Source organism: Rhizobiales bacterium NRL2, assembly GCA_001664005.1.
Taxonomy (GTDB): Bacteria; Pseudomonadota; Alphaproteobacteria; order Minwuiales; family Minwuiaceae; genus Minwuia.
In genome coordinates, this window is sequence record CP016093.1 from 770,832 (window position 1) to 792,645 (window position 21,814).

Consider the following 21,814-nt stretch of genomic DNA (forward strand, 5'->3'; position numbering starts at 1 on the left):
GCCCGGAATACCGGCAAGCGGGGGGTATCTGCGATGTTCAAGACGATTCTTTGCCCGATCGACGGGTCTGATCACAGCCGCAAGGCGCTGAAGCTGGCGATAGACCTCGCCGGGACCCACGGCGCGAAACTGGTTATCCAGCACAACATGCTGCTGAATGCGGATGCGGAGGAACTGGAGCGGTTCGCCCGGGCCGAAGGGCTGGGCAGCAAGATCGAGCCCGAGGTGAAGCGGTTGCGGGCCGTCGAAGGCCGGCTCAACTACGGCTTCGAGGAACCCCCCGAGGGCACGCCGCGCATGTACGCGGAGATCGGCCAGAGTCTGCTGGACGGGGCGAAGGAAGACGCGCGAGAAAAAGGTCTGAAGGATGTCGAGACGGTCCTGACCGACGGCGAGGCGGCGCGGCAGATACTGCGCTGCATCGAGGACAGGGACGTCGATTGCGTCATCATGGGTTCACGCGGTCTGAGCGACATGCGCGCCCTCTATCTCGGCAGCGTTTCCCACAAGGTGCTGAATCGCGCGCCGTGCACCTGCATCGCTGTAAAATAGTCGTCTCGTCTCAGCCGGAGGCGCGGATGACGGGATTGCGCAGCTGGCCGATGCCGGTGATCTCGATCTCGCAGGTATCGCCGTGGGCCATGTTCTCACTCTTGCCCTCGGTTCCCATCCAGATGACGTCGCGGGGATAGAGCGTGACATAGCGGGTCATGCGGACCAGAAAATCGGCCACGGAATGCACCATGTTCGCTGTCGGGAAATCGATGATCTCCCGGCCGTTCAGCCGCACTTTGGTGCGCGCCGCCTGCTGGTCGAAATCGGTCTCGATCCACGGGCCCATGGGCGCGAAGCTGTCGGTGTTCTTGGCGCGCCAGAGGGTGAAGTCCTCCTTCTGCCACGACCGCTCGGAGACGTCGTTGCCGATGGTGAATCCCAGAACGCATTCGAAGCAATTGTCATGAGTCAGGTACTTCGCCTCCCGGCCGATGACTGCGACCAGTTCCGCCTCGTACTGGATCTGATCGCTGGCGTCCGCCGGGATGACGATGGGGTCGCCGGGTCCGGAAATCGCGTTGATCGCGCGATAGCCGATATCCGCCGCCTTCGGGATGTCGGGCGCCATACCGACAGACTCGGCGACTTCGCGAACATGTTCCGCGTAGTTCAGGCCGGCGGCGTAGAACGTCCGCGGCATGACCGGCGCCAGCAGTTTCGTTTCCGCCAGCGGCCGGGTCGCCCGCGTCCGCTCGAAGCCGTCGAAGGGATCGCCCGCCACATCGGCGAGACGGTCGCCTTCAACCAGCCCGAAGGTCTCGCGGCCGTCAACGAGATAACGCGCCCAGCGCATGCGCCGGGCCTCAGTCGGCGGCGTCCAGCTTGTCCTGCGTCTTCGTCTCGAAGTCGCTTGCGTCGTGGCGCTCGTGAAGCTGGCTGGAAGGGTCGCCGAAGGTGCGGTTGACCATCCGGCCCCGCTTCACGGCCGGCCGCTGCGCGATCTCGTCGGCCCAGCGGTGCACGTTCTTGTAGGTATGCGCCTCGATGAATGTGGCGGATTCGCCATAGATGACGCCCTTCACCAGCGCGCCGTACCAGGGCCAGACGGCCATGTCGGCGATGGTGTAGTCGTCGCCGCCCAGATAGCGCGTCTCGGCCAGCCGGCGGTCGAGCACGTCGAGCTGGCGCTTCACCTCCATGGTGTAGCGGTCGATGGCGTATTTGATCTTGATCGGCGCATAGGCATAGAAGTGCCCGAAGCCGCCGCCCAGATAGGGCGCGCTGCCCATCTGCCAGAACAGCCAGTTGAGCGCCTCGGTGCGTCCTGCGTGATCCTTCGGCAGGAAGGCGCCGAACTTGTCCGCCAGATAGAGCAGCATCGCACCGGATTCGAAGATCCGGACCGGCTCCGGGCCCGAACGGTCGACCATGGCCGGGATCTTGGAGTTCGGGTTGATGTCGACGAAGCCGGAGCCGAACTGATCGCCCTCCTGGATGCGGATCAGCCAGGCGTCGTACTCCGCGCCCGTGTGCCCGGCGGCCAGCAGTTCCTCCAGCATCACCGTGACCTTCACGCCATTGGGCGTGCCCAGCGAGTAGAGCTGGATCGGATGGTCGCCGACCGGCAGTTCCTTGTCGTGGGTGGGGCCGGCGACGGGACGGTTGATGTTGGCGAAGCGCCCGCCGCTCTCCTCGTCCTGCTTCCAGACGGTCGGCGGCGTGTATTCCTGATCGCTCATGGCGTGCTCCCTGATCGGCGTTGTTCTTGCTGCGGGTTGATCTAGGACGCCGCTTTCGCCTGTCCACCGACGGCGGCGAGTTTCAGCTTGTCGGCCTTGGCGTAGGTCAGTTTCGCCGCGATCCGGCCTTCCGCGTCGAAATGCAGGATATCGAGGCCCCGCCAGCCGGCGCGCCCGCGGTTGGTGTCCATGCTGCAGAGCCAGCTCACCATGGTCTTGCGCGTTTCCGGATCGACGAAGATGTCTTCCTCCGCGAAGCGCATCTTCCCGAACGCGCCGGTGAACTGGGGCTCGAAGGCGGCGCGGATTTCATCCATCCCCTTCGCCGGCGCGCCGTCGAACTGGTCGTAGACGGCGTCGGGCGCGAAATAACTCATCACGCCCTCCAGGTCGTCCTTGTTGAAGCAGGCGGTGAAATCGAGCGTGAGCTGCTTCAGCCGTTCGTACTCGGCGCTGTTGGCCATGATCGCCTCCCCTTTGCGTCTACTCGAGCGCGGAATGCTAGCGCGCGCTACGTGCGGTGGCCATAGCGCCCCGCCGTCTTGCCGCGGGGTTCAGCCTCCCTCGTCGAAGCCGAGGAACCGTGCCAACTCCTCGCGCTGCGCCATCGCGTCCCCGTAGCCCAGCTCGATCAGTTCGCGCGTGAAGGCGGGCACGAACATCAGATAGCTCGGCAGCTGGCCGTCGGCAGCGCCCATGCCGAGACCGCGGAGCAGCATCCGGATGTTGAAGGGCAGCTTGCCGAAATGCGCGGCCGCCATCCGGCGGATGTCGCGGGAGGGGCGGATGGCCTGCACGGCGACGTACTCCAGCCGCGTTTCCGGCCTTCGTTCCTCCGGTAGCAGCGAGAGCGTCGCATTCACCCGTTCCAGCCGTTCGATGTCCGCGTTCAGATTGTCCATGAACAGCACGTCCAGCAGATAACCGCCGAGTTGGCCCAGGCTCGGATAGTCCGGACGCTCGGCGGGGCTGTCGGGGGCCTCGTGGCGGGTGCCGATGACCAGGATCCGGTTGGCGCCGAGCCGGATCGCCGGGCTGAGCGGCGCCGTCAGCCTGAGCGACCCGTCGAGATAGAATTCGTCGCCGATCCGCTTGGCCGGAAAGATGAACGGCAGGGCCGAGGATGCCACGAGATGGGCCACGTCCAGTTCCGCCCGGAAGCCGTCGCGGCGCGCGCGTTCCCAGTTCTCCGGCCCTTCGCACGACTGGAAGAAGGTGATCGCCCGCGTCCGGGAATAGCTGGAGACCGATATCGCCAGCGCCCGGAGAGCGCCGGCGTCGATGGCCGGGCGGATGTCACTCATGCGGATCTCCCGCGCCAGGAAATCCTCCAGGGGTTCGTTGTTCAGCAGCGAGCGCGGATTGGCGAAACCGAGGCCGCCGAAGAACAGCGCCACCGCCCAGTGCAGGCCGCGGCGCATGATATCGCCGAAGTCGGTGCGGTAGACGTCGGCCACCTCCAGCCGGCCCCACATCTCCGCCAGATCTTCCGCTCCCGCCCGGAAATCCTGCGCCCGGCAGGCCAGCGCCGCGGCGTTGATCGCGCCGACCGAAGAGCCCGCGATCACGGGAAACGGGTTGCGTCCCGCCGGCGCCAGCTCGGCGATGGCCTGCAGGGCGCCGGCCTGATAGGCCCCGCGCGCGCCGCCGCCCGGCAGCACCAGGCCCGTGCAGATCCTGTCGGGCTCCGCGGTCGACATGGCTCGCCGTGATCCTCTCCATCCAGGGCGATTCGCCGACAGTCTCTCACAGGCTGCGGGTCTTGCGAATCCGGCGTTGACGCCGGGCGGTCTTGCCGCCGCGGCGCTGTCGGCGTAGCTGTGAAGCCAGGGTGCGGAAGGAAGGGAGACTGGCGCAATGGCGGAAGCGATCGGATTCATCGGGGTCGGCGTGATGGGCGAGCCCATGTGCGCCAACATCCAGGCGAAGTCGGGCCGGCCGGTCATGGCCTTCGATCTCAGTTCCGAACCGCTGGAACGGCTGAAGGCGAGGGGCGTGACCATCGCCGCGTCGGTGGCCGAGATCGCCGGAAGCTGCGCCGACATCCTGCTCTCCCTGCCTGGCGGGCGGCAGGTGGAGGATCTCTGTCTGGGCGATGACGGCCTGGTGGCGAAGCTTGGCGAGGGCCAGTGCCTCATCGACGCCTCGACGGCGCCGGTGGCGCTGGCGCGCAGGCTGGAGGCGCTCTGCGCCGAACGGGGCGCGCTCTTCGCCGATGCCCCGGTGGCCCGCACGCGGCAGGCGGCGATCGACGGCACGCTCGCCATCATGGTCGGTGCGTCGGATGCCGTGTTCGACCGGGTGAAGCCGATCCTCGACTGCTGCGGCGAGGAAATCGTCCATTGCGGCGGCGTGGGCGCCGGCCAGGCGGTGAAGATCCTGAACAACATGGTGCTGTTCCAGACCGTGGTCGCGCTCTCCGAGGCCCGGCGCATCGCCGAGGGCAACGGCATCGATCCGCAGGTGGTCTTCGAGACCCTGCAGAAGGGCTCCGCCGACAGCTTCGCGCTGCGCAATCACGGCATGAAGGCGATCCTGCCCGGCGTCTTTCCGGAGAAGGCCTTCCCCGTCACCTACGCCATGAAGGACCTCTCCTACGCGCTGGAGATGGCCGCGGACGCCGGTATCGAGCCGCTGGGCGCCAACGCCGCCCGGGAAATGCTGGAACGCGCGGAGAAAGCGGGCTTCGGCGGCAATTACTTCCCGGCCCTGGTGGAGACCGTGGGAAAGTAGGCCACAGCACTGATACGGCGTCCTGGGGCTTGACCCCAGGACCCAGTCGTTCTTTTCGCTTGGCCCTCGGATCAAGTCCAAGGGCGCCGTCGAGTGAAGCGGCTCACATCCTCACCCGGTCCGCCTTCGGGTCGTAGATGGGCCGCAGCGAGGCCTCGGCGGGGAAGCGTTCGCCGGCGATCTCGATCTCGTAGCCGGACGCAAGCACGTCCTTCGCGCTCTCGCCGGGGCAGGGGACATAGCCCAGGCCCACCGCGCCGCCCAGCGCATGGCCGTAATTGCCGCTGGTGAGATAGCCGACGATCGCGCCGTCGCGGACGATCGGTTCGCCGTGAAAGAGCAGCGGCTCCGGATCGGTCAGGCGGAACTGGACCAGCCGGCGTTCCAGCCCGGCTTCCCGTTTCCGCAGCACGGCGTCACGGCCGATGAAATCGCCCTTGTCGGGCTTCACCGCGAAGCCGAGCCCGGCCTCGAGCACATGGTCCTCGTCGGTGATGTCGTGGCCGAAATGCCGGAAGGCCTTCTCGATACGGCATGAATCCAGCGCATGCAGGCCGCAGAGCTTCAACCCGTGCGGCCGGCCGGCCTCCTCCAGCGCCTCGAAGACATGGGCGGCCATGTCGGCGGAGACGTAGATCTCCCAGCCCAGCTCGCCGACATAGGTGACCCGGTGGGCGCGGGCGAGGCCGTAGCCGATCTCGATCTCCCGCATCAGGCCGAAGGGGTGGACGTCGTTGGAGAAGTCGTCGGGAGAACAGCCGGCCAGCACCTCGCGCGCCTTCGGTCCCATCAGCGGGAACACCGCCTCGCCGGCCGTCACGTCCGTGATGGTGACGTGGCGGTCGCGGTCCAGATGCCGCCGGAGCCGGGCGAGGTCGCGGCGGAGGGTCGCCGCCGGCACCACCAGCAGGAACGCGGTTTCGGATAGGCGCGTCACGGTCAGGTCGCTCTCGATCCCGCCGCGGGCGTTCAGCATCTGGGTGTAGACTATGCGCCCGGGCTCGACATCGATCCGGTTGCCGCAGAGCCGGTCGAGGAAGGCGGCGGCGTCCCGCCCCTCCACCCGGATCTTGCCGAAGGACGACATGTCGAACAGCCCGACACCGGTCCGGACGGCCATGTGTTCGGCGCGGCTGTTGTCGAACCAGTTCTGGCGCTTCCAGGTGTAGCGGTATTCGCGTTCCTGGCCTTCGGACGCGAACCAGTTGGCGCGTTCCCAGCCCGCCGTTTCGCCGAAGACCGCGCCGCGCGCCTTCAGATGCTCGTGGACGGGCGAACGGCGCACGCCGCGGGCTGTCTCCGGCTGGCGGTAGGGGAAGTGGTCGGCGTAGAGCAGGCCCAGCGTCTCCGAGACCCGCTCCCTGAGATAGGCGCGGTTGGACATGAATGGCTCGGCGCGGCGGATGTCGACTTCCCAGAGGTCGAAGGGCGGCTCCCCGTCTTCCAGCCACTGCGCCAGCGCGAAGCCCGCGCCGCCCGAGGAGACGATACCGATGGAGTTGTAGCCGGCGGCGACCCAGTAGCCGCGGAGTTCCGGCGCTTCGCCCAGATAGTAGCGGTCGTCGGGCGTGAAACTCTCCGGCCCGTTGAAGAAAGTGTGGATGCCGGCCTCCGCCATCAGCGGCATGCGGTGCACCGCCTTTTCCAGAATCGGCTCGAAATGGGCGAAGTCCTCCGGCAGCTGGTCGAAGCAGAAGTCCTCCGGAATGCCGTCCATGCCCCAGGGCTTGGCCCTCGGTTCGAAGGCGCCGAGCATCATCTTGCCGGCGTCTTCCTTGTAATAGGCGCATTCGTCGGGCACGCGCAGCACCGGCAGCCGGCCCAGCCCCTCGACCGGCTCCGTCACCAGGTAGAAGTGCTCGCAGGCGTGCAGCGGGATCGAGACGCCGGACATGCGGCCCAGTTCCCGCGCCCACATGCCGGCGCAGTTGACCACGATGTCGCTTTCGATCCGGCCTTCCGCGCCGTCCTCCGATCGCCAGGAGACGCCGGTCACGCGGCCGTCACGCTGGTGGACGGCGCTCACCTTGACGCCCTCGGCGATGCGGACGCCGCCGGCCCTGGCGCCGCGGGCCAGCGCCATGGCGATGTTCGCCGGATCGCACTGACCGTCCTTCGGCAGGTGGACGGCAGCCACAACGCCGTCGGTGTTGAGATGCGGATACATCGCCTTCAGGTCGCCGACGCCGATCTCGTCCACCTCGACGCCGAAGGCGCGGGCCAGCGAGGCCTGGCGCAGGAGTTCCTCGCGCCGTTCGTCGGTCAGCGCGACCGAGATGGAGCCGTTCTGCCGCAGTCCCGTGGCGACGCCGGTCTCTTCCTCCAGCCGCGCGTAGAGATCGACGGAGTATTTCGCCAGGCGGGTCATGTTCTGGGAGCCGCGAAGCTGCCCCACCAGCCCCGCCGCGTGCCAGGTGGTGCCGGAGGTGAGCTGCTTGCGTTCCAGCAGCACCACGTCGCGCCAGCCGAGCTGCGCCAGGTGATACGCCAGCGAACAGCCCGAGACGCCGCCGCCGATGATCACCGCCCGCGCCTTCTCCGGCAGTTCCGTCATGATGCCCTCCCGCACGCGTTCCCCGTTTCGCCCGAGCGTGCCACGTGGGCCGGGCGGCCGCCAGTACGGCCACGCACGGGGCTGTCTTCCGGCGGAGCGAGGCACTAACCTCCGCGCCGGATCGCGGGCCAGGCAGCAAGGGCGGGACCCCCATGAAGATACTGACCGTCGGCGGCGCCATGGTCGACGCCATCGCCATCGTCGACAGCGACCACATCGAGCGCATCACCATGCGCAACGCCGACACCTCCTATTTGCTCATGGAGGAGGGGCGGAAGACCGAGGCGCTGGACATCTCCACGCATTGCGGCGGCGGCGCGGTCAATGCCGCCGTCGCCATGGCGCGGCTGGGCCACGATGTCTCCGCGCTGGTCAAGCTGGGTCAGGATCCGCGCGCCGACCAGGTCCTGACGGGGCTGGAAGCGGAGGGCGTCTCGACGCGCTGGGCCATGCGCGTGGCCGGCCAGAAGACCGGCGCGTCGCTGATCATCGCTTCCCACGAGCGCAATGCCGGCATCTTCGCCTTCCGCGGCGCGAACACGACGATCCGCCCCGACGACCTGAAGCCGGAGGCCTTCGGCGTCGACCTCTGCTATGTGACCAGCCTGTCGAACGAGAGCGCCGACTGCTTCCCCGAGATTGTCGCGCGGGCGAAGGCGAAGGGCGCGCTGGTCGCGGTCAATCCCGGCATCCGCCAGCTCTCCGCCCGGCAGGGACCCTTCCGCGAATGTCTGGACCGGATCGACCTGCTGGCCGTCAACCGGGTCGAAGCCGATGCGCTGGTCGCAGGGCTGGCGGGGAAGTTCGGCGAGGGGGGCGCGAAGATCGAGCACGACCCTGACCAACCGCTGCCGGACCTGCTGACCCGGGGCTTCGAGGGTGGCGGCTTCCACATGACCGCGCGCGCCTATTTCAAGGCGCTGGCGGATTGCGGCCCGCGCTGGGTGCTGGTCACCGACGGCCGCGACGGCGCCTTCCTCGCTACCGAAGGCCGTCTCCATCACTGCCCGCCGGCCCCAGCCGAGGTGGTGGGCACCGCCGGCGCCGGCGACGCCTATTGCGCCACGCTGGCGTCCGGTCTCGCTGCCGGGCTGGCGCCGGCGGAGGCGATGGTGCGCGCGACGCTGAACGCCGCCGCCGTGGTCGGCCATGTCGACACCCAGGCAGGCCTCATGGACGCTGCTGCTCTCGACGCCGCCCGCGCCGCAGCGCGGATCGAGGTGGAGAGCTGGGCGATCTGAACACATTGATCGCGACGCGGAACCTGATTCGCTTTGACGCTCTCCTGTGGCGCGTTCTAGTTTCAACTTTAAGGGGTCGATTCGGAGGGAAATTCATGAACTGGTTGGTAAAATTTGGATTCGCCTGCGCCTTGCTGGTGGCGACGTCGGGCTGCGCGGACAAGTGGGGAAAGACGGACGTTAAGCCGGCCACGGGCGCGCCGTCGGCCGCGACCGTGGCGCCAACGAATCCCGCGACGATCATGGTGACCGAGGGCGACATCACGGACCGCGACTACCGGACGCTCGCGGACCTGGAGGTTACCGTGAACAAGGCGACCCTGTTCCACGACGACCCGACGCCGGCCGATGTGGACAAGAAGCTGCGCGCGGCGGCGGCCGAACTCGGCGCCGACGCGGTGGTCCTCGTTCGCTACGGCACCGTGGGCGTCACGCCGTTCAGTTGGGGCACGCTTGATGGGCAGGGCCGTGCGGTCAAGTTCGTTCCTTAAGCCGGCCGCCGCGCTGCTGATGCTCCTGGCGGCGGCATGCGCGCGCAACGCGCCGGACCTGCCTGCGGACATCGCAGTGGACACACCCCGGCTGTCGCTTGCCGAACAGGCCATGTCCTGCGACGCGGCGGACGCCATGCTCGCCGAACTGCAGAACGAACGCACGGTGATGACGGGCATGATCGAAGGGAATCGGCGGAAGAACCAGACCGCCGGCTATCTTGGTGCCTTATTCCTCGTGCCGCTGGTGGCGATCGAACAGAACGAGGCGGAAAAGCGACGGTTGGACGAGATTCAGACCGAGCTTGATCGCCTCTACGTCGTGCGGCGCGCCAAGGCCTGCTGAGCCGGCCCGACGCGCCAGGCACACCCGAAACGAGGGCCGCCTCCTCGCGGGGCGGCCCTTCTCCGTTCACACAGGATCGTAGGGGAAGACGTCGCGGGCGGTGCCGAGATCGGTGAAGACGGGCCGGAAGACCGGCATCGCGTGCTCCAGCACCGTGGTCGGGGTCCAGCCCTCCAGCCGGGTCATGTTGCGGATCGGCCGCGGGTGGTTCCACAGGAAGATCTCGTTGCCGCGGACGGAGAAGATCTGTCCGTTGACGTCCTTCGCCTCGTCGGCCAGCAGCGCCACGGAAGGCTGGGCGATCTGGTCGGGCCGCATCTTCCGCTGCATCATCTCCAGCCGATGGCGGGTCGCCTCGTCCTTGATCGGGATCGTGCCGATCATCCGCGTCCAGGCGCTGGGCGTGATGACGTTGCAGCGCACATTCTTGCGCGCGTTCTCCATGGCGATGACATGGCTCAGGCCCGCAATGCCCATCTTGGCCGCGGCGTAGTTCGCCTGGCCGATATTGCCGATCAGCCCGGACGTCGAGGAGAACAGCACCATCGAGCCGTCCTCCTGATCGCGGAAGTGGTTGATGGCCGCCCGGCAGATATTGAAACTGCCCTTCAGGTGGACCTCGATGACCTGGTCCCAGTCTTCCTCCGACATCTTGTGAAACATGACGTCGCGCAGGATGCCGGCGGGGCTGATGATGCCGTGCAGGCCGCCCAGTTCGTCCTTCGCCTGCTCGACCATGGCCTCGCAGTCCTTCAGCGAGGCGACGCTGCCGCCATTGGCCACGGCCTCGCCGCCGGCCTCCCCGATCTCTCCGGCGACCTGCTGCGCCACCGTCCGGTCGCCATCGTCGCCGCCTTCGATCGAGCCGCCCAGGTCGTTGACCAGAACCTTCGCGCCCTCCCGCGCCGCCAGCAGCGCGCATTCGCGCCCGATGCCGCGGCCCGCGCCCGTGACGATCACCACCTTGCCGTCCAGCTTGCCCATTTCGCCTCTGCCCTCCCGGGGTTCTGTTGTCCGTGCCGTGAAATCTAAGCCCGGCGGGGACCGTTTCGCCAAGCGCCGATGACGCGACGCCATCATGCCGACACAAGCCGGCGGCAGGCTGCCCGGCGGGGCGGAATCGTGTAGAAGGGCCGGATCATGATCTCGATCGACTTCACCATCTGCGGCGTCGAGGAACTCGACCGCGAGCTCGACGACCGCATCAGCCATGTCGTGTCCATCGGCGATCCGGGCTGGCCGGCCAATCCGGCGCTGGACCGGATCGCGCCGGGCCGCGTGCACCGGTTCCGCTTCAACGACGTCATCGCCGCAGTCGAGGGCCATGACCGGGTCCCCGAGCCGAAGGACATCGTCCGCCTGCTGGAGGCCGGCGACCGCATCCGCGCCGATGATCCGACGCATCTGCTGGTTCACTGTCAGATGGGCGTCTCCCGCTCCAGCGCGGCGACGCTCATCCTGCTGACGCAGGAGCATCCGGGCCGGGAGATGGAGGTTGCCGACCGCATCTCGAAACGCCGGCCCCAGGCCTGGCCGAACTCCCTGATGCTGGAACTGGCGGATGCGGAGCTGGGTCGCAATGGCGGGCTGATCGCCGCCGGCCGCGAAATCCGCCGCCGCACAGCCAGCCATCGCCCTGACTTCGCCGATTACCTGCGCGGGACGCACCGCCGCGCGGAGGTCGAGGAACTCGATCCCTGAGACCATATCGGTTGACCTGAATCAAGGCGCGCCGGCGCCGCTCCGGCGAGGATGCCCATGTCGTCAATTTCTGTATGAAATTCGGAGAACGAGCATGGTCGAGAAATCGGAAACCACCCCGGCCGGGCCGGACATGTGGGCGCAGATGATGGCGCCGGTGCGCTATCTGGGCCGGCAGGTCGCCGACCTGTTCGCGCCGAGTTCGGAAGCGACCGGTTCCGATGAGGCGTATGAAATTACCGTTGAACTGCCCGGCGTGAAGGACTCCGACATCAGTGTCGAGGTCGACGACCGCCGCGTCACGGTTTCCGGCAAGAAGGATTCCAGCCGTGAGGAGAAGGACAAGTCCTATTATTTCTCCGAGCGCGTCTATGGTTCGTTCACCCGCAGTTTTCGCGTGCCCGACGACGCCGATCTCGACAGGATCGAAGCGACCCATACGGATGGCGTGCTGAAGATTTCCATCCCGCGCCGCAGCAAGGGCCCCGCGCGCAGGACGGTCAAGGTCGGCAAGGACTGAGCTGGAGCCCCGGGATTGCCGCATTGAACCACCCGTTCCATGATCGGGAACAGGAGGAGCGGCGGTCCCGGGCGATCGGAAGCGCCGCCGTTCCCGTCCGGGGCGGAGTGGCGATGCAAGCGCGCAAGACGATCCGGGCCGACGTCGCCGAAGCCTTTTCGGCGACGGAGCTGCGCGCCTTCCGGCGCGGAGACGGGCGGATATTCGCCGTTGTCGGGCACAATCCGGATCATCGGCTGCTGACCGATATCTGGCTGGGCGGCTTCGGCTCGCTGGACAATTTCCGCACCGTGCTCGATTTCATCTGCGAACGCTTCGAAGGCGGCGACTACAGCTACTGGCTGGCCGATCTGCGCCACCTTTCGGAGAGTTTCTTCGAGGCGGAGGAATACCTGGCCCGCACGGTGGTCCCGCGTGTGATGGCGGCGGGCATGCAGCGGGAGGCGGTGGTCACGCCCGCGCTGGAGCCCGGCGTGCCGCAGGGCTATGACGTCTTCGGCGCCGCCGACACGGCGCTGCGCCGTATCGCCGACGGCCGCATCAGGGGGTTCACCGACATCGCCGCCGCGCGGGCCTGGCTGCTGGACGGCAACCTGCCCGGCGCTTGAGCGTTCCGCCCGCCTGGCGCGGCGGGTAGTCTTCCCCCGTCGAACGAGCCGAGGGGAGGGGCAGCAATGCAACTGAAGGACAAGGTCGCGATCATCGCGGGCGCGGGTCAGACACCGGGCGACGGCATCGGCAACGGGCGCGCCACGGCGCTGGCCTTCGCGCGGGAGGGCGCGCGGCTGGTCCTGGCCAGCCGGACGAGGGAATCGCTGGAAGAGACCCGCGACATGGTTCGCGCGGAGGGCTTCGAGGCGGAGACGATCGCCGCCGACATCACCCGCGCCGAAGACTGCGCGGCCATGGCGGCGCGGGCGATGGAGCGGTTCGGACGCATCGACGTGCTGCACAACAACGCTGCCGTCGGCGCCTTCGAGGGCGACACGGTGAACATCGATCCGGCGGAATGGCGCCGCGTGCTGGACATCAACCTGACCGGCGCGGTGCTGGCCAGCCGGGCGGTGCTGCCGGCGATGCGGGCGCAGCAGGCAGGCTGCATCACCCATGTCGGCTCCATCGCCGCCGTCGCGTCTTATCCGATCATCGCCTACAAGGCGTCCAAGGCGGCGCTGAACGAGTTCACCCGGTGGCTCGCCTTCGAGAACGCGAAGTACAACATCCGCTGCAACGTGCTCCAGCTCGGGCTGATCGACACGCCGCTGGCCATCGAGGGCTATCACGCCGCCAGCGGCGCCCCGCGCGAGGAGCTTCGCCGCCAGCGGGCCGCGCAGGTGCCGATGGGCCGCATGGGGACAGCCTGGGAATCCGCCGCCGTCGCGGTCTTCCTCGCTTCCGACGCGGCGTCCTATGTCAGCGGGGCCATCCTGCCCGTCGACGGGGCGATCGCGACGAAGGTGGGGTAGGGCGGCCATCACATATGCGTGGCGTCAGGATGACGGGACGCGCAATTCGTGCGACAGTACCCGCATGAGTAGGAACGGGACCGTTACCGTACAAGAGCCCGGAACGACCAGCGTCGCACGGGCCGACATTCCCCTGGAACGCGATGTCTTCCTGCGTTCCCTGCTACGCGAACTGGCGGGCACGCTGGAAGAAGTGGTGGGTCTGGAAGACGCGTCCGGCTACATCAGCATCGTCGGCGCCGCGATCGGGCGACAGATCAACGACGACTACAGCCGCGCGCTCGCGGTGGAGCGGCTGTCGCAGGAACAGGTCGGCGAGGTGCTCGTCGACCTGAAGCGACGCATTCAGGGCGGCTTCCACATCATCGAGATGACAGGGGACCGGATCGTGCTGGGCAACGACCGCTGTCCCTTCGGCGCCCAAGTCGAGGGCCGGCCGTCGCTGTGCATGATGACCTCGAACGTCTTCGGCTACATCGCCGCCGAGAACACGGGCTACGCCCATGTGACCATCGAGGAGGCGATCGCCCGGGGCGACGCCGGCTGCCGGGTGGTGATCGACCTGAAGCCGCAGGACGAGCCCGGCGACGGTCTCGAATATTTCGGCGGCGACCTGTGAACGCCGGGCCCACCATCGCGGAGCTGATGGAGTTCGCGGCCGAGCCGATCTTCTTCGTGGATGGCTGCGGTACGGTGCTCGACGCCAACAGCCGCGCCCTCGAAGTGCTGGCGGGGCTCGGCATCGGCGATGTCCTGCCCGATCGGATCGAAGGCGGGAGCGAGGCCTTCGACCGGATCATCCGGCGCAGCGCCCGCACCTCGTCGGCCCTGCCCTGCGGCATCGTCCTGAACGGCGGCGCAGGGTCGGAACGATACAAGGCGGAATGCCGCCGCTTCGGCGGTGTGGAGGCCGGCGCGCCCGTATTCGGGTTCCGCCTCAGGGTCCGCGACGCCAACCGTTTCGCGGCGCTGAAGGACCGGATCGACGACCTCAATGACGAGGTCCGGGAACGGCGTCGCCTGCAACTGCGGCTCGAACAATCCCTGGAGGCCAACGAGCGCCTGCTGAAGGAACTGCAGCACCGGGTCAAGAACAACATCCAGATGCTGACCGCCCTACTGGGTCAGCAGGCCATGCGCGCCAACGATCCGCGGTTCCTGGATCTGGTGGAGACCGCGCGGCAGCGCCTGCTGGCGATCGGCCGGGCGCACGAGTTCATGTACAGGACCGGGCAATTCGCCTTCGTGCCCGCCGCCGACTTCATCGGATCGCTGGTCGATCTGCTGAGGGAAAGTTTCGAGGGCGATGTCCGGATCAGGGTCGATCTGCACCATGGTTGGCAGGTGCCGCACGAGCGTGCCAACACCCTGGCGCTGATCGTCAACGAACTGGTGGTCAACGCCTATCAGCACGGCCGGGTCGACGGGCGCTGCGCCATCGCCGTGCGTCTGGAGCGTACGCCCGATACTCACCTGCTGACGGTCCGTGATGACGGGCCCGGCTTTCCCGAGGGCGTGGAGAACTCCGACTCTCTCGGCCTCGTGCTGGTGCGCGGCCTCTGCAACGACCTCGGCGGCCGTCTGGAGATGGTCAATGAGGGCGGCGCAGTGGCGCGGGTGCGCGTGCCCGTGGAGGACGCCATGAGCGCCGTCCATCGTGACAGCACGGGCCCGGGCATGCCCTGGGCGAACCGGCCGCCGGCGATGTCGGCCGGTCATGAGAGCGGCGGCGTGGCCGGTGGAAACGGCGCCGCGCTGCGGCTGCTGATCGTCGAGGATGACTTTCTCATCGCCATGGCCATCGAGGATATCGCCCGCCGGGCCGGCATGAAGATCGTCGGGGTCGCCGCCAATCGCAGCGAGGCGCTGAAGCTCTGCGACGAACGCCGCCCGGATCTTGCGACGATGGACATCCGGCTCTCCGACGGCGACAGCGGCGTGGTCGCCGCCCGCGAACTGCATGACCGCCACGGCGTGCGCAGCCTGTTCGTCAGCGCCTTCAGCAATACCAACAGCCGCAAGGCGACCGAGGAAACGCGGCCGCTGGGCTGGATATCGAAGCCATTCACCTCTGGACAGCTCATCTCGGCGCTCAACCGGGCGGCCCACGAGCTCAGGCGGCAATAGAGCCCCGTCGCCGCGACTTCTCCGCTCGCTTTCGCCAGCTTGAAATGGTCCGACGCGCCCCAACGTGGACGGATGATGACCGTGTCCGCCCGCAATGTGCGCCAGGCCAATCGGCGCATGGCGGCGCGGCAATCCAACTGACGCGGCTGCGTAGCGTGAAAGAAGAAGGACGTCAGGACATGGCCAGCAAGAACCACAACAGCATCGGCGTCATCGGCATGGATGAATTCAACAGCCGGTATCTGCTGAAGGATCTCCGCGACACCGATGACATCGAGTTCCATACCCTGCTCGACCGCGACGAGATTTCGATCGTCGATTCCGGCTTTCCCTTCGAAGAGCGGCTGAACACGGCTCTGAAACGCGCCCGCGCCGTGGACGGCGGGATCGACGGCGTCGTCACCCACTGGGATTTTCCGTCCACGATGATCACTCCCCTGCTGGCGGAGGAACTCGGCACCCCCTACGCCACGCCCGAGGCGGTGATGAAATGCGAACACAAGCTGTGGTCCCGCCAGGAGGAGAAGAAGGTCACGAAGACGCCCGGCTTCTGCGGCTTCCATCCCTTCTCCGACGATCCGCTGGCGGAGATCGATCTCGACTACCCGTTCTGGGTGAAGCCGGTGGTGGGGCATTCCTCCATGCTCGGCTTCGAGATTCGCAACGGCGAGGATTTCGACGCCGCGCTGGCCGAGATCCGCGAGCACATCACGGAACTGACCCGGCCCTTCCGCTATGCCCTGGAACACATTCCCCTGCCGGAGAAGCTGGCGGAGCAGGGCGCCACGCTGTGCATTGCCGAGGAGATCATCTCCCGCGAGGACCAGTTCACGCTGGAAGGCTATGCCCATGACGGCCAGGTCGAGATCTACGGCGTGATCGATTCCATCCGGGAGCCGAACGGACACACCTTCTCCCACTACCAGTACCCGACGCAGGCGGACCAGGCGGTGGTCGCGCGCATGGAGGACATAACGCGCAAGGTGATCCACCAGATCGGCTACAAGGACAGCCCCTTCAATATCGAATTCTTCTACAATCCGGAGACCGACCATCTGCACCTGCTGGAGATCAACTCCAGGGTGTCCCAGTCCCATTCGGACCTTTTCCTGAAGGTGGACGGCCAGCCGAACCAGCAGATCGCCGTCGATCTGGCGCTTGGACGGACACCGCGGTGGCGGCGCGGCGCCGGCGAGTTCGACATGGCCGCGAAATTCTTCCTTCGCTGCCACGAGGACGCCCGCGTCGAGGCCGTACCGACCGAGGCGATGCTGCAGCGCCTGGAGCGAGAAATGCCGGACGTCCGGGTCGATATCGGCGTCGAGCCCGGTCAGAGGCTCAGCGAACTGCACGAACAGGAGAGCTACAGTTACGAGATCGCCGACCTGTTCATCGGCGGCCGCGACGCGAAGGAGCTCGACGAGAAGTACGAGGCCTGCAACCGCATCCTCCAGTTCGAATTCAGTCCCGTCTAGACCGCAAGGACGGAGGGCAAGCGCATGATGAACTACCGCGAAGATCTGCCCCACGAGGTGGAGGAGACCCGGCATGTGGTAATCGAGATGCCGGACGGCGTCCGGCTCTCGGCACGGCTGTGGCTGCCGAAGGGGGCGGAGAACCGGCCGGTGCCGGCGATCCTGGAGTACATCCCCTACCGCAAGAACGATCACACGGCGGTGCGGGATTCCATGATGCACGGCTACTTCGCCGGCTACGGCTACGCCTGTGTGCGCGTCGACCTGCGCGGCAGCGGGGATTCGGAAGGCATCCTGCGCGACGAATATCTGCAGAGCGAACTGGACGACGGCGTTCGCGTGCTCGATTGGATCGCCGCCCAGCCGTGGTGCGACGGCAGTATCGGCATGATCGGCATTTCGTGGGGCGGCTTCAACGGCCTACAGATCGCCGCCATGCGGCCCGATCCGCTCAAGGCCGTGGTCACGGTCTGCTCCACGGACGACCGCTATGCCGACGACGTGCACTACATGGGCGGGTGCCTGCTGGGCGACAACATTTCGTGGGCCTCGCAGATGTTCGCCTACAACTCCATGCCGCCGGACCCGGAGCAGGTCGGCGACAAGTGGCGCGAGATGTGGCTGGAGCGGCTGGAGGCCAACGAACCCTGGCTGATAACCTGGCTGCAGCATCAGCAGCGCGACGACTACTGGCGCCACGGCTCCATCTGCGAGGACTGGTCGGACGTGCAGTGTCCGGTCATGGCCGTTTCCGGCTGGGCCGACGGCTATTCCAACGCGGTCTTCCGCCTGCTGTCCAACCTGGAGACGCCGCGGCTGGGCCTGGTCGGGCCATGGAGTCACAAGTATCCCCATATCGGCGAGCCCGGCCCGGCCATCGGTTTCCTGCAGGAATGCATCCGCTGGTGGGACAAGTGGCTGAAGGGCGAGGAGAGCGGCATCATGGAAGAACCGATGCTGCGCGCCTGGATGCAGGATTCCATGCCGCCGACCACCAGTTACCGCCAGCGCCCCGGCCGCTGGGTCGGCGAGGACGAGTGGCCTTCGGCGAATGTCGAGGAACGGGCCTGGCGCCTGATGCCGGGTTACCGGCTGTTGCCCCAGGAGGATCTCCGGGAGGCCGACGCGCACAACAATCCCGACGACCTGCCCTACATCTCCGTCGAGTCGCCGCTGAGCACCGGGCTGTTCGCCGGCAAGTGGTGTTCGTACGCCGCGACGCCGGACCTGCCCCACGACCAGCGCCAGGAGGACGGCGGCGCGCTGGTGTTCAACAGCCCGCGGCTGACGGAGAGCATCGAGATCCTGGGCGCGCCGGTGCTGGAGTTCGAGTTCGAGGCCGACCGGCCTGTCGCCATGGTGGCGGTGCGTCTCTCCGACATCCTGCCCGACGACAAGGCGACCCGTGTGAGCTACGGCGTGCGCAATCTGGCCCATTCGGATGACCACGCCGAGGTGCAGCCGATCGGCGCGGGCCGGCACCGAGTCCGCGTCAAGCTGAACCATATCGCCCAGCATTTCCCCGCCGGTCACCGCATCCGCGTCGCCATATCGACCAGCTACTGGCCGCTCGCCTGGCCATCGCCGGAGCCGGTGAAGCTGAAGGTATTCACCGACGCCTGCCGGCTGTTGCTGCCCGTGCGGCCACCCCGGGGGATCGACGAGGACGTCCACTTCGCCGCCGCCGAGGCGGCGTCGCCGGTTCCGACCGAGCAGAAGGGGGTCGAGGACCACAACTGGCACGTCATCTACGATCTGGCGCGGGATCAGTACCTGCTGCATGTTGTCGACGATGACGGGATCCAGCACATCGCCGACGCCGACATCGATTACATCGACCGGACCGAGGAGTGGTACGCCTCCATCGCCGACGAATTCGAATCGATCAGCGCGGAGGTCCGCGCCAAGCGCGGCCTGCGCCGCGGCGACTGGCGTCCCCACACCACCACCCGGACGAAGCTCACCTGCACGGCCGAGCATTTCATCGTCACGGCCGAGCTCGACGCCTGGGAGGACGATCAGCGGGTCTTCTCCCGCAACTGGCAGCGCCGCATACCCCGCAACGGCATCTGATCGGGACGTGGCCCGGCGCGGCGGATCCGGTCGATGACCTGGCTTGCGGTCGCTCTCCTGGTCGTCGTGGCCGTCGCCGGCGGAATGGCCGGCGTGGCTGTCCGTGACCGCCGCCAGGACGCCAGGCTGCGCCGGGCGCTGATCCGCGGCCACGGCATGGATGCCGCGCCGGAGGCCTTCGATCCCGCCATCGTCGACGATCTGCCGGAACCGGCGCGCCGCTTCTTCCGCTTCGCCATCGCCGAAGGCGCGCCGCTGTGGCGCGTCGCCGAGATCGAGATGGATGGCGAACTGGCGCTGGGGGAGCCCGGCCGGGCGAAGCCGATGCGGATGCACGCGCGCCAGACCCTCGCCGCGCCCGCCGGCTTCATCTGGGAGGTCCGGGCCCGCCGCGGCCTGATGCGGCTCTCCGGTTCCGACGCGTTCGGCCCGGACGGAAGCTGGAGCCGTTTCCGCCTGTTCGGCTTCCTGGCCGTGGCGCGGGCCGGCGGCACGGACGACCATGCCCGCTCCGCCTTCGGCCGGATGATCGCCGAGGCGCTGTTCTGGACGCCGGCGGCGCTGCTGCCCGGGCCGGACACAGGCTGGGAGGCGGCTGGTCCGGACACGGCGCGCGTCACCGTCGGCCACGGCGAACTGACGCAGGCCGTCGATGTGACCGTCGATGCAGAGGGCCGGCCAACCGACGTTCTGTTCCAGCGCTGGAGCGACGCCAACCCCGGGCGCGCCTTTCGCCTGCAGCCCTTCGGCGGCAGGCTGTCGGACTTCAGGGATTTCGGCGGCTTCCGGCTGCCGACGTCGGTGGAGGCGGGCAATTTCTACGGCACGCCCGACTACTTCCCATTCTTCCGCGCCCGGGTGACCGGCGTGCGGTTTCCACCGGACATGACGGACTGAGCTGCCGCGTCCGCCCCGCACCTCAACTCCGTGTTAACGCCCGCCGGTGCAGGATCGTCTGTCCCACAAGCGAAGCAGACAGCGGTCCGGAAGGCGGAACAGGGCGGACATGCCGGCAGCGAACACGATCTCCCTCATCGGCGACGGCAAGAACCTGGATCAGCGGATCTGGCGCATCATCGCCGACCGTTTCCGGGTCTCCGTGCATACGCTGGAAAAGGTCGCGGAGCGGGAACGGCTGGCCGACGGGCTGCACATCTTCTGCCTCTCCGATCTCCGCCGCCAGATGTTCACGCTCGCGCGGGTGCTTGCCGCCAGTCCGGGCCGGGCGCTGTTCATCCTTGCCAATCCCACCGACGAGGACCGGGTCATCGCCCGCGAGCTCGGCGCGCTGGGCCTGCTGAGCCAGTTCGCCAGCGAGGACGACATCGCCACCGCCGTGCGCCGCGCCGCCAACCGCTTCGTCGAGCGCGCCTGGTCGGAGATGAAGCCCGAGGAGGAAGCGGCGCTGCGCGCTTCGCTCGCCAGCTTCGACAAGGTCATGACCTCCGGCGCGGACGGCGAGCCGCTGCCCCTGGTTGAGGTCTTCGAGGCCTGCGTGCGCATTCAGGACTCCCTCGGCGTCTCCGACGTCAACCGCTGGCTGGGCGCCCTGGCGTCCCACCACGACAACACCTACCGCCACAGCATGTATGTCTGCGGCGCGCTCGCCTTCTTCGCCCGCGCTCTCGGCATCCAGGGCGAGGACCTGAAGGAAGTCACCGTCGGCGGCTTCCTGCACGACGCCGGCAAGTCGATGATTCCGCTGGCGATCCTCGACAAGCCGGGCAAGCTGGATGACGATGAATGGGCGGTCATGAAGCGCCATCCCGAGCATTCGCGCGAGATACTGCTGCGCGAGAACGGTCTGAACGAACGCGTCGTCCACATGGCCGTGCACCATCACGAACGCCTGGACGGAGCCGGCTATCCCGACCGTCTGTCGGCGGTCGATCTGGATGACCCGACGCGGCTGACCGCCATCGCCGACGTCTACGCCGCCCTGACCGAGGACCGGCCCTACAAGCGCGCCATGGCGCCCGAGGCGGCGCTGGACCTGATGGGCACCTTCAAGGGGCATCTGGACCTCGACCTCGTGCGCGTCTTCCGCGACTTCATGCTGGACCAGCGCGCCCGCCAGGCTTCCTTCGCCGCAACCGGATAGCCGACCCGGACTTGCGCGGGCGCGTCCGACGGCCCAACCTTCCCCGCTCGCGAGCCACAAGGGGGAGGAGGCCTGCCATGAGCGTCTACGATCTGAGCGTCACCGACGCGCTGCTGACCACCACGCGGGCGGTGCGCAAGCGCCTCGATTTCGACCGGCCGGTGCCGGACGACATCATCCGTGAATGCCTGGAACTGACCCTGCAGGCGCCGACGGGCTCCAACCGCCAGGGCTGGCGCTGGATCGTCGTCACCGACCGGGGAAAACGCGAACGGCTGGCGGAGATCTACCGCAAGGGCGCGGGCGGCTATCTCGACCAGGGCTACGAGAGCGCGAAGGCCGCCGGCGAGGCGCAGGACAGCCGGGTCTTCGATTCAGCCCGCTATCTGGCCGAACGGCTGCAGGATGCGCCGGTGCACGTCATCCCCTGCATCCGCATCGATCACCTGCCCGAGAATCCGCCGCGCCGGACATGGGCGGGGCTGATGGGCTCGATCATGCCGGCGGTCTGGAGCTTTCAGCTCGCGCTCCGCGCCCGCGGCCTCGGCACCGTGCTGACCACGCTCCACCTCACGCACGAGGAGGAAGCCGCCGAGCTGCTTGGCGTGCCCGACGGCATCATGCAGGTCGGCCTGCTGCCGGTGGCGTACACGCTGGGCACGGACTTCAAACCGGCGAAGCGCCCGCCGCTGGACACCATCCTGCACTGGAACCGGTGGGACACGGACCGCGACGGGCCGGGGACCTGACAG

The 21,814-nt window shown here is 67.7% G+C and carries 22 protein-coding genes; 16 read left to right on the forward strand and 6 right to left on the reverse strand.

The window, feature by feature from the left end; genetic code table 11:
* Positions 1–33: 33 nt before the first annotated feature.
* Complete coding sequence (locus TEF_03605; protein ANK79975.1) at positions 34–552, forward strand: hypothetical protein; 519 nt, start codon at positions 34–36, stop codon at positions 550–552.
* A 10-nt stretch (positions 553–562) separates the two neighbouring features.
* On the opposite strand, the gene TEF_03610 is transcribed toward TEF_03605, so the two are convergent.
* From TEF_03610 to TEF_03625, 4 genes are all read right to left on the reverse strand, one after another.
* The gene (locus TEF_03610) at positions 563–1,348 is read right to left on the reverse strand and encodes a 2-keto-4-pentenoate hydratase (GenBank protein ID ANK79976.1); all 786 of its coding nucleotides are present in this window, start codon (positions 1,346–1,348) and stop codon (positions 563–565) included.
* 10 nt (positions 1,349–1,358) lie between these two features.
* Positions 1,359–2,234, reverse strand: a complete 876-nt coding sequence (locus tag TEF_03615; GenBank protein ANK79977.1) for a glutathione-dependent disulfide-bond oxidoreductase — start codon at positions 2,232–2,234, stop codon at positions 1,359–1,361.
* A gap of 41 nt (positions 2,235–2,275) precedes the next feature.
* Positions 2,276–2,698: a hypothetical protein gene (locus tag TEF_03620; protein ANK79978.1), complete on the reverse strand. Its 423-nt coding sequence runs from the start codon at positions 2,696–2,698 to the stop codon at positions 2,276–2,278.
* 90 nt (positions 2,699–2,788) lie between these two features.
* Entirely contained in the window at positions 2,789–3,934 is a 1,146-nt protein-coding gene (locus TEF_03625; GenBank protein ID ANK79979.1) for a patatin, read from the reverse strand.
* Positions 3,935–4,091: 157 nt separating this feature from the next.
* Between TEF_03625 and TEF_03630 the strand changes: the two genes are divergently transcribed.
* Positions 4,092–4,967 (forward strand): 2-hydroxy-3-oxopropionate reductase, encoded by an 876-nt coding sequence (locus tag TEF_03630; protein ID ANK79980.1) that lies wholly within the window; start codon positions 4,092–4,094, stop codon positions 4,965–4,967.
* Positions 4,968–5,070: 103 nt separating this feature from the next.
* On the opposite strand, the gene TEF_03635 is transcribed toward TEF_03630, so the two are convergent.
* Positions 5,071–7,521 carry an FAD-dependent oxidoreductase gene (locus TEF_03635; GenBank protein ANK83256.1) on the reverse strand — a complete coding sequence of 817 codons (2,451 nt, stop codon included), beginning with the start codon at positions 7,519–7,521 and terminating at the stop codon, positions 5,071–5,073.
* Positions 7,522–7,673: 152 nt separating this feature from the next.
* Here TEF_03635 and TEF_03640 point away from each other — a divergent pair, with 152 nt between their 5' ends.
* From TEF_03640 to TEF_03650, 3 genes are all read left to right on the forward strand, one after another.
* Positions 7,674–8,762, forward strand: coding sequence for a carbohydrate kinase (locus tag TEF_03640; protein ANK79981.1), 1,089 nt, complete (start codon positions 7,674–7,676; stop codon positions 8,760–8,762).
* 215 nt (positions 8,763–8,977) lie between these two features.
* The gene (locus TEF_03645) at positions 8,978–9,253 is read left to right on the forward strand and encodes a hypothetical protein (protein ID ANK83257.1); all 276 of its coding nucleotides are present in this window, start codon (positions 8,978–8,980) and stop codon (positions 9,251–9,253) included.
* Positions 9,254–9,272: 19 nt separating this feature from the next.
* Positions 9,273–9,599: a hypothetical protein gene (locus TEF_03650; GenBank protein ANK79982.1), complete on the forward strand. Its 327-nt coding sequence runs from the start codon at positions 9,273–9,275 to the stop codon at positions 9,597–9,599.
* A 66-nt stretch (positions 9,600–9,665) separates the two neighbouring features.
* Here the strand turns inward: TEF_03650 and TEF_03655 are convergent, their stop codons facing one another.
* Positions 9,666–10,583 carry a 3-hydroxyacyl-CoA dehydrogenase gene (locus TEF_03655; protein ID ANK79983.1) on the reverse strand — a complete coding sequence of 306 codons (918 nt, stop codon included), beginning with the start codon at positions 10,581–10,583 and terminating at the stop codon, positions 9,666–9,668.
* A gap of 156 nt (positions 10,584–10,739) precedes the next feature.
* On the opposite strand from TEF_03655, the gene TEF_03660 reads away from it, so the two are divergent.
* From TEF_03660 to TEF_03710, 11 genes are all read left to right on the forward strand, one after another.
* Positions 10,740–11,300 carry a hypothetical protein gene (locus TEF_03660; GenBank protein ANK79984.1) on the forward strand — a complete coding sequence of 187 codons (561 nt, stop codon included), beginning with the start codon at positions 10,740–10,742 and terminating at the stop codon, positions 11,298–11,300.
* Positions 11,301–11,394: 94 nt separating this feature from the next.
* Entirely contained in the window at positions 11,395–11,820 is a 426-nt protein-coding gene (locus TEF_03665) for a hypothetical protein (GenBank protein ID ANK79985.1), read from the forward strand.
* A gap of 113 nt (positions 11,821–11,933) precedes the next feature.
* Positions 11,934–12,428: a hypothetical protein gene (locus TEF_03670; protein ID ANK79986.1), complete on the forward strand. Its 495-nt coding sequence runs from the start codon at positions 11,934–11,936 to the stop codon at positions 12,426–12,428.
* Positions 12,429–12,494: 66 nt separating this feature from the next.
* The gene (locus TEF_03675) at positions 12,495–13,286 is read left to right on the forward strand and encodes a hypothetical protein (protein ID ANK79987.1); all 792 of its coding nucleotides are present in this window, start codon (positions 12,495–12,497) and stop codon (positions 13,284–13,286) included.
* A 64-nt stretch (positions 13,287–13,350) separates the two neighbouring features.
* On the forward strand, positions 13,351–13,905 hold the full coding sequence (locus tag TEF_03680; GenBank protein ANK79988.1) for a transcriptional regulator: 555 nt from the start codon (positions 13,351–13,353) through the stop codon (positions 13,903–13,905).
* Positions 13,902–15,413, forward strand: a complete 1,512-nt coding sequence (locus TEF_03685) for a hypothetical protein (protein ANK79989.1) — start codon at positions 13,902–13,904, stop codon at positions 15,411–15,413. The genes TEF_03680 and TEF_03685 overlap by 4 nt, the downstream gene beginning before the upstream one ends.
* Positions 15,414–15,592: 179 nt before the next feature.
* Positions 15,593–16,888, forward strand: coding sequence for a hypothetical protein (locus TEF_03690; GenBank protein ANK79990.1), 1,296 nt, complete (start codon positions 15,593–15,595; stop codon positions 16,886–16,888).
* Positions 16,889–16,915: 27 nt separating this feature from the next.
* Positions 16,916–18,961 (forward strand): peptidase S15, encoded by a 2,046-nt coding sequence (locus tag TEF_03695; protein ANK83258.1) that lies wholly within the window; start codon positions 16,916–16,918, stop codon positions 18,959–18,961.
* 33 nt (positions 18,962–18,994) lie between these two features.
* Entirely contained in the window at positions 18,995–19,858 is an 864-nt protein-coding gene (locus TEF_03700; protein ANK79991.1) for a hypothetical protein, read from the forward strand.
* Between the two features lie 109 nt (positions 19,859–19,967).
* On the forward strand, positions 19,968–21,062 hold the full coding sequence (locus tag TEF_03705; GenBank protein ANK79992.1) for a hypothetical protein: 1,095 nt from the start codon (positions 19,968–19,970) through the stop codon (positions 21,060–21,062).
* Between the two features lie 77 nt (positions 21,063–21,139).
* Positions 21,140–21,811 (forward strand): nitroreductase, encoded by a 672-nt coding sequence (locus TEF_03710; GenBank protein ANK79993.1) that lies wholly within the window; start codon positions 21,140–21,142, stop codon positions 21,809–21,811.
* Positions 21,812–21,814 lie beyond the last annotated feature (3 nt).

Bases quoted from the DNA above. Each gene is read 5' to 3' on its own strand.
- TEF_03605 (ANK79975.1), top strand. From the start codon at position 34: ATGTTCAAGACGATTCTTTGCCCGATCGACGGGTCTGATCACAGCCGC.
- TEF_03610 (ANK79976.1), bottom strand. From the start codon at position 1,348: ATGCGCTGGGCGCGTTATCTCGTTGACGGCCGCGAGACCTTCGGGCTG.
- TEF_03615 (ANK79977.1), bottom strand. From the start codon at position 2,234: ATGAGCGATCAGGAATACACGCCGCCGACCGTCTGGAAGCAGGACGAG.
- TEF_03620 (ANK79978.1), bottom strand. From the start codon at position 2,698: ATGGCCAACAGCGCCGAGTACGAACGGCTGAAGCAGCTCACGCTCGAT.
- TEF_03625 (ANK79979.1), bottom strand. From the start codon at position 3,934: ATGTCGACCGCGGAGCCCGACAGGATCTGCACGGGCCTGGTGCTGCCG.
- TEF_03630 (ANK79980.1), top strand. From the start codon at position 4,092: ATGGCGGAAGCGATCGGATTCATCGGGGTCGGCGTGATGGGCGAGCCC.
- TEF_03635 (ANK83256.1), bottom strand. From the start codon at position 7,521: ATGACGGAACTGCCGGAGAAGGCGCGGGCGGTGATCATCGGCGGCGGC.
- TEF_03640 (ANK79981.1), top strand. From the start codon at position 7,674: ATGAAGATACTGACCGTCGGCGGCGCCATGGTCGACGCCATCGCCATC.
- TEF_03650 (ANK79982.1), top strand. From the start codon at position 9,273: ATGCTCCTGGCGGCGGCATGCGCGCGCAACGCGCCGGACCTGCCTGCG.
- TEF_03655 (ANK79983.1), bottom strand. From the start codon at position 10,583: ATGGGCAAGCTGGACGGCAAGGTGGTGATCGTCACGGGCGCGGGCCGC.
- TEF_03660 (ANK79984.1), top strand. From the start codon at position 10,740: ATGATCTCGATCGACTTCACCATCTGCGGCGTCGAGGAACTCGACCGC.
- TEF_03665 (ANK79985.1), top strand. From the start codon at position 11,395: ATGGTCGAGAAATCGGAAACCACCCCGGCCGGGCCGGACATGTGGGCG.
- TEF_03670 (ANK79986.1), top strand. From the start codon at position 11,934: ATGCAAGCGCGCAAGACGATCCGGGCCGACGTCGCCGAAGCCTTTTCG.
- TEF_03675 (ANK79987.1), top strand. From the start codon at position 12,495: ATGCAACTGAAGGACAAGGTCGCGATCATCGCGGGCGCGGGTCAGACA.
- TEF_03680 (ANK79988.1), top strand. From the start codon at position 13,351: ATGAGTAGGAACGGGACCGTTACCGTACAAGAGCCCGGAACGACCAGC.
- TEF_03690 (ANK79990.1), top strand. From the start codon at position 15,593: ATGGCCAGCAAGAACCACAACAGCATCGGCGTCATCGGCATGGATGAA.
- TEF_03695 (ANK83258.1), top strand. From the start codon at position 16,916: ATGAACTACCGCGAAGATCTGCCCCACGAGGTGGAGGAGACCCGGCAT.
- TEF_03700 (ANK79991.1), top strand. From the start codon at position 18,995: ATGACCTGGCTTGCGGTCGCTCTCCTGGTCGTCGTGGCCGTCGCCGGC.
- TEF_03705 (ANK79992.1), top strand. From the start codon at position 19,968: ATGCCGGCAGCGAACACGATCTCCCTCATCGGCGACGGCAAGAACCTG.
- TEF_03710 (ANK79993.1), top strand. From the start codon at position 21,140: ATGAGCGTCTACGATCTGAGCGTCACCGACGCGCTGCTGACCACCACG.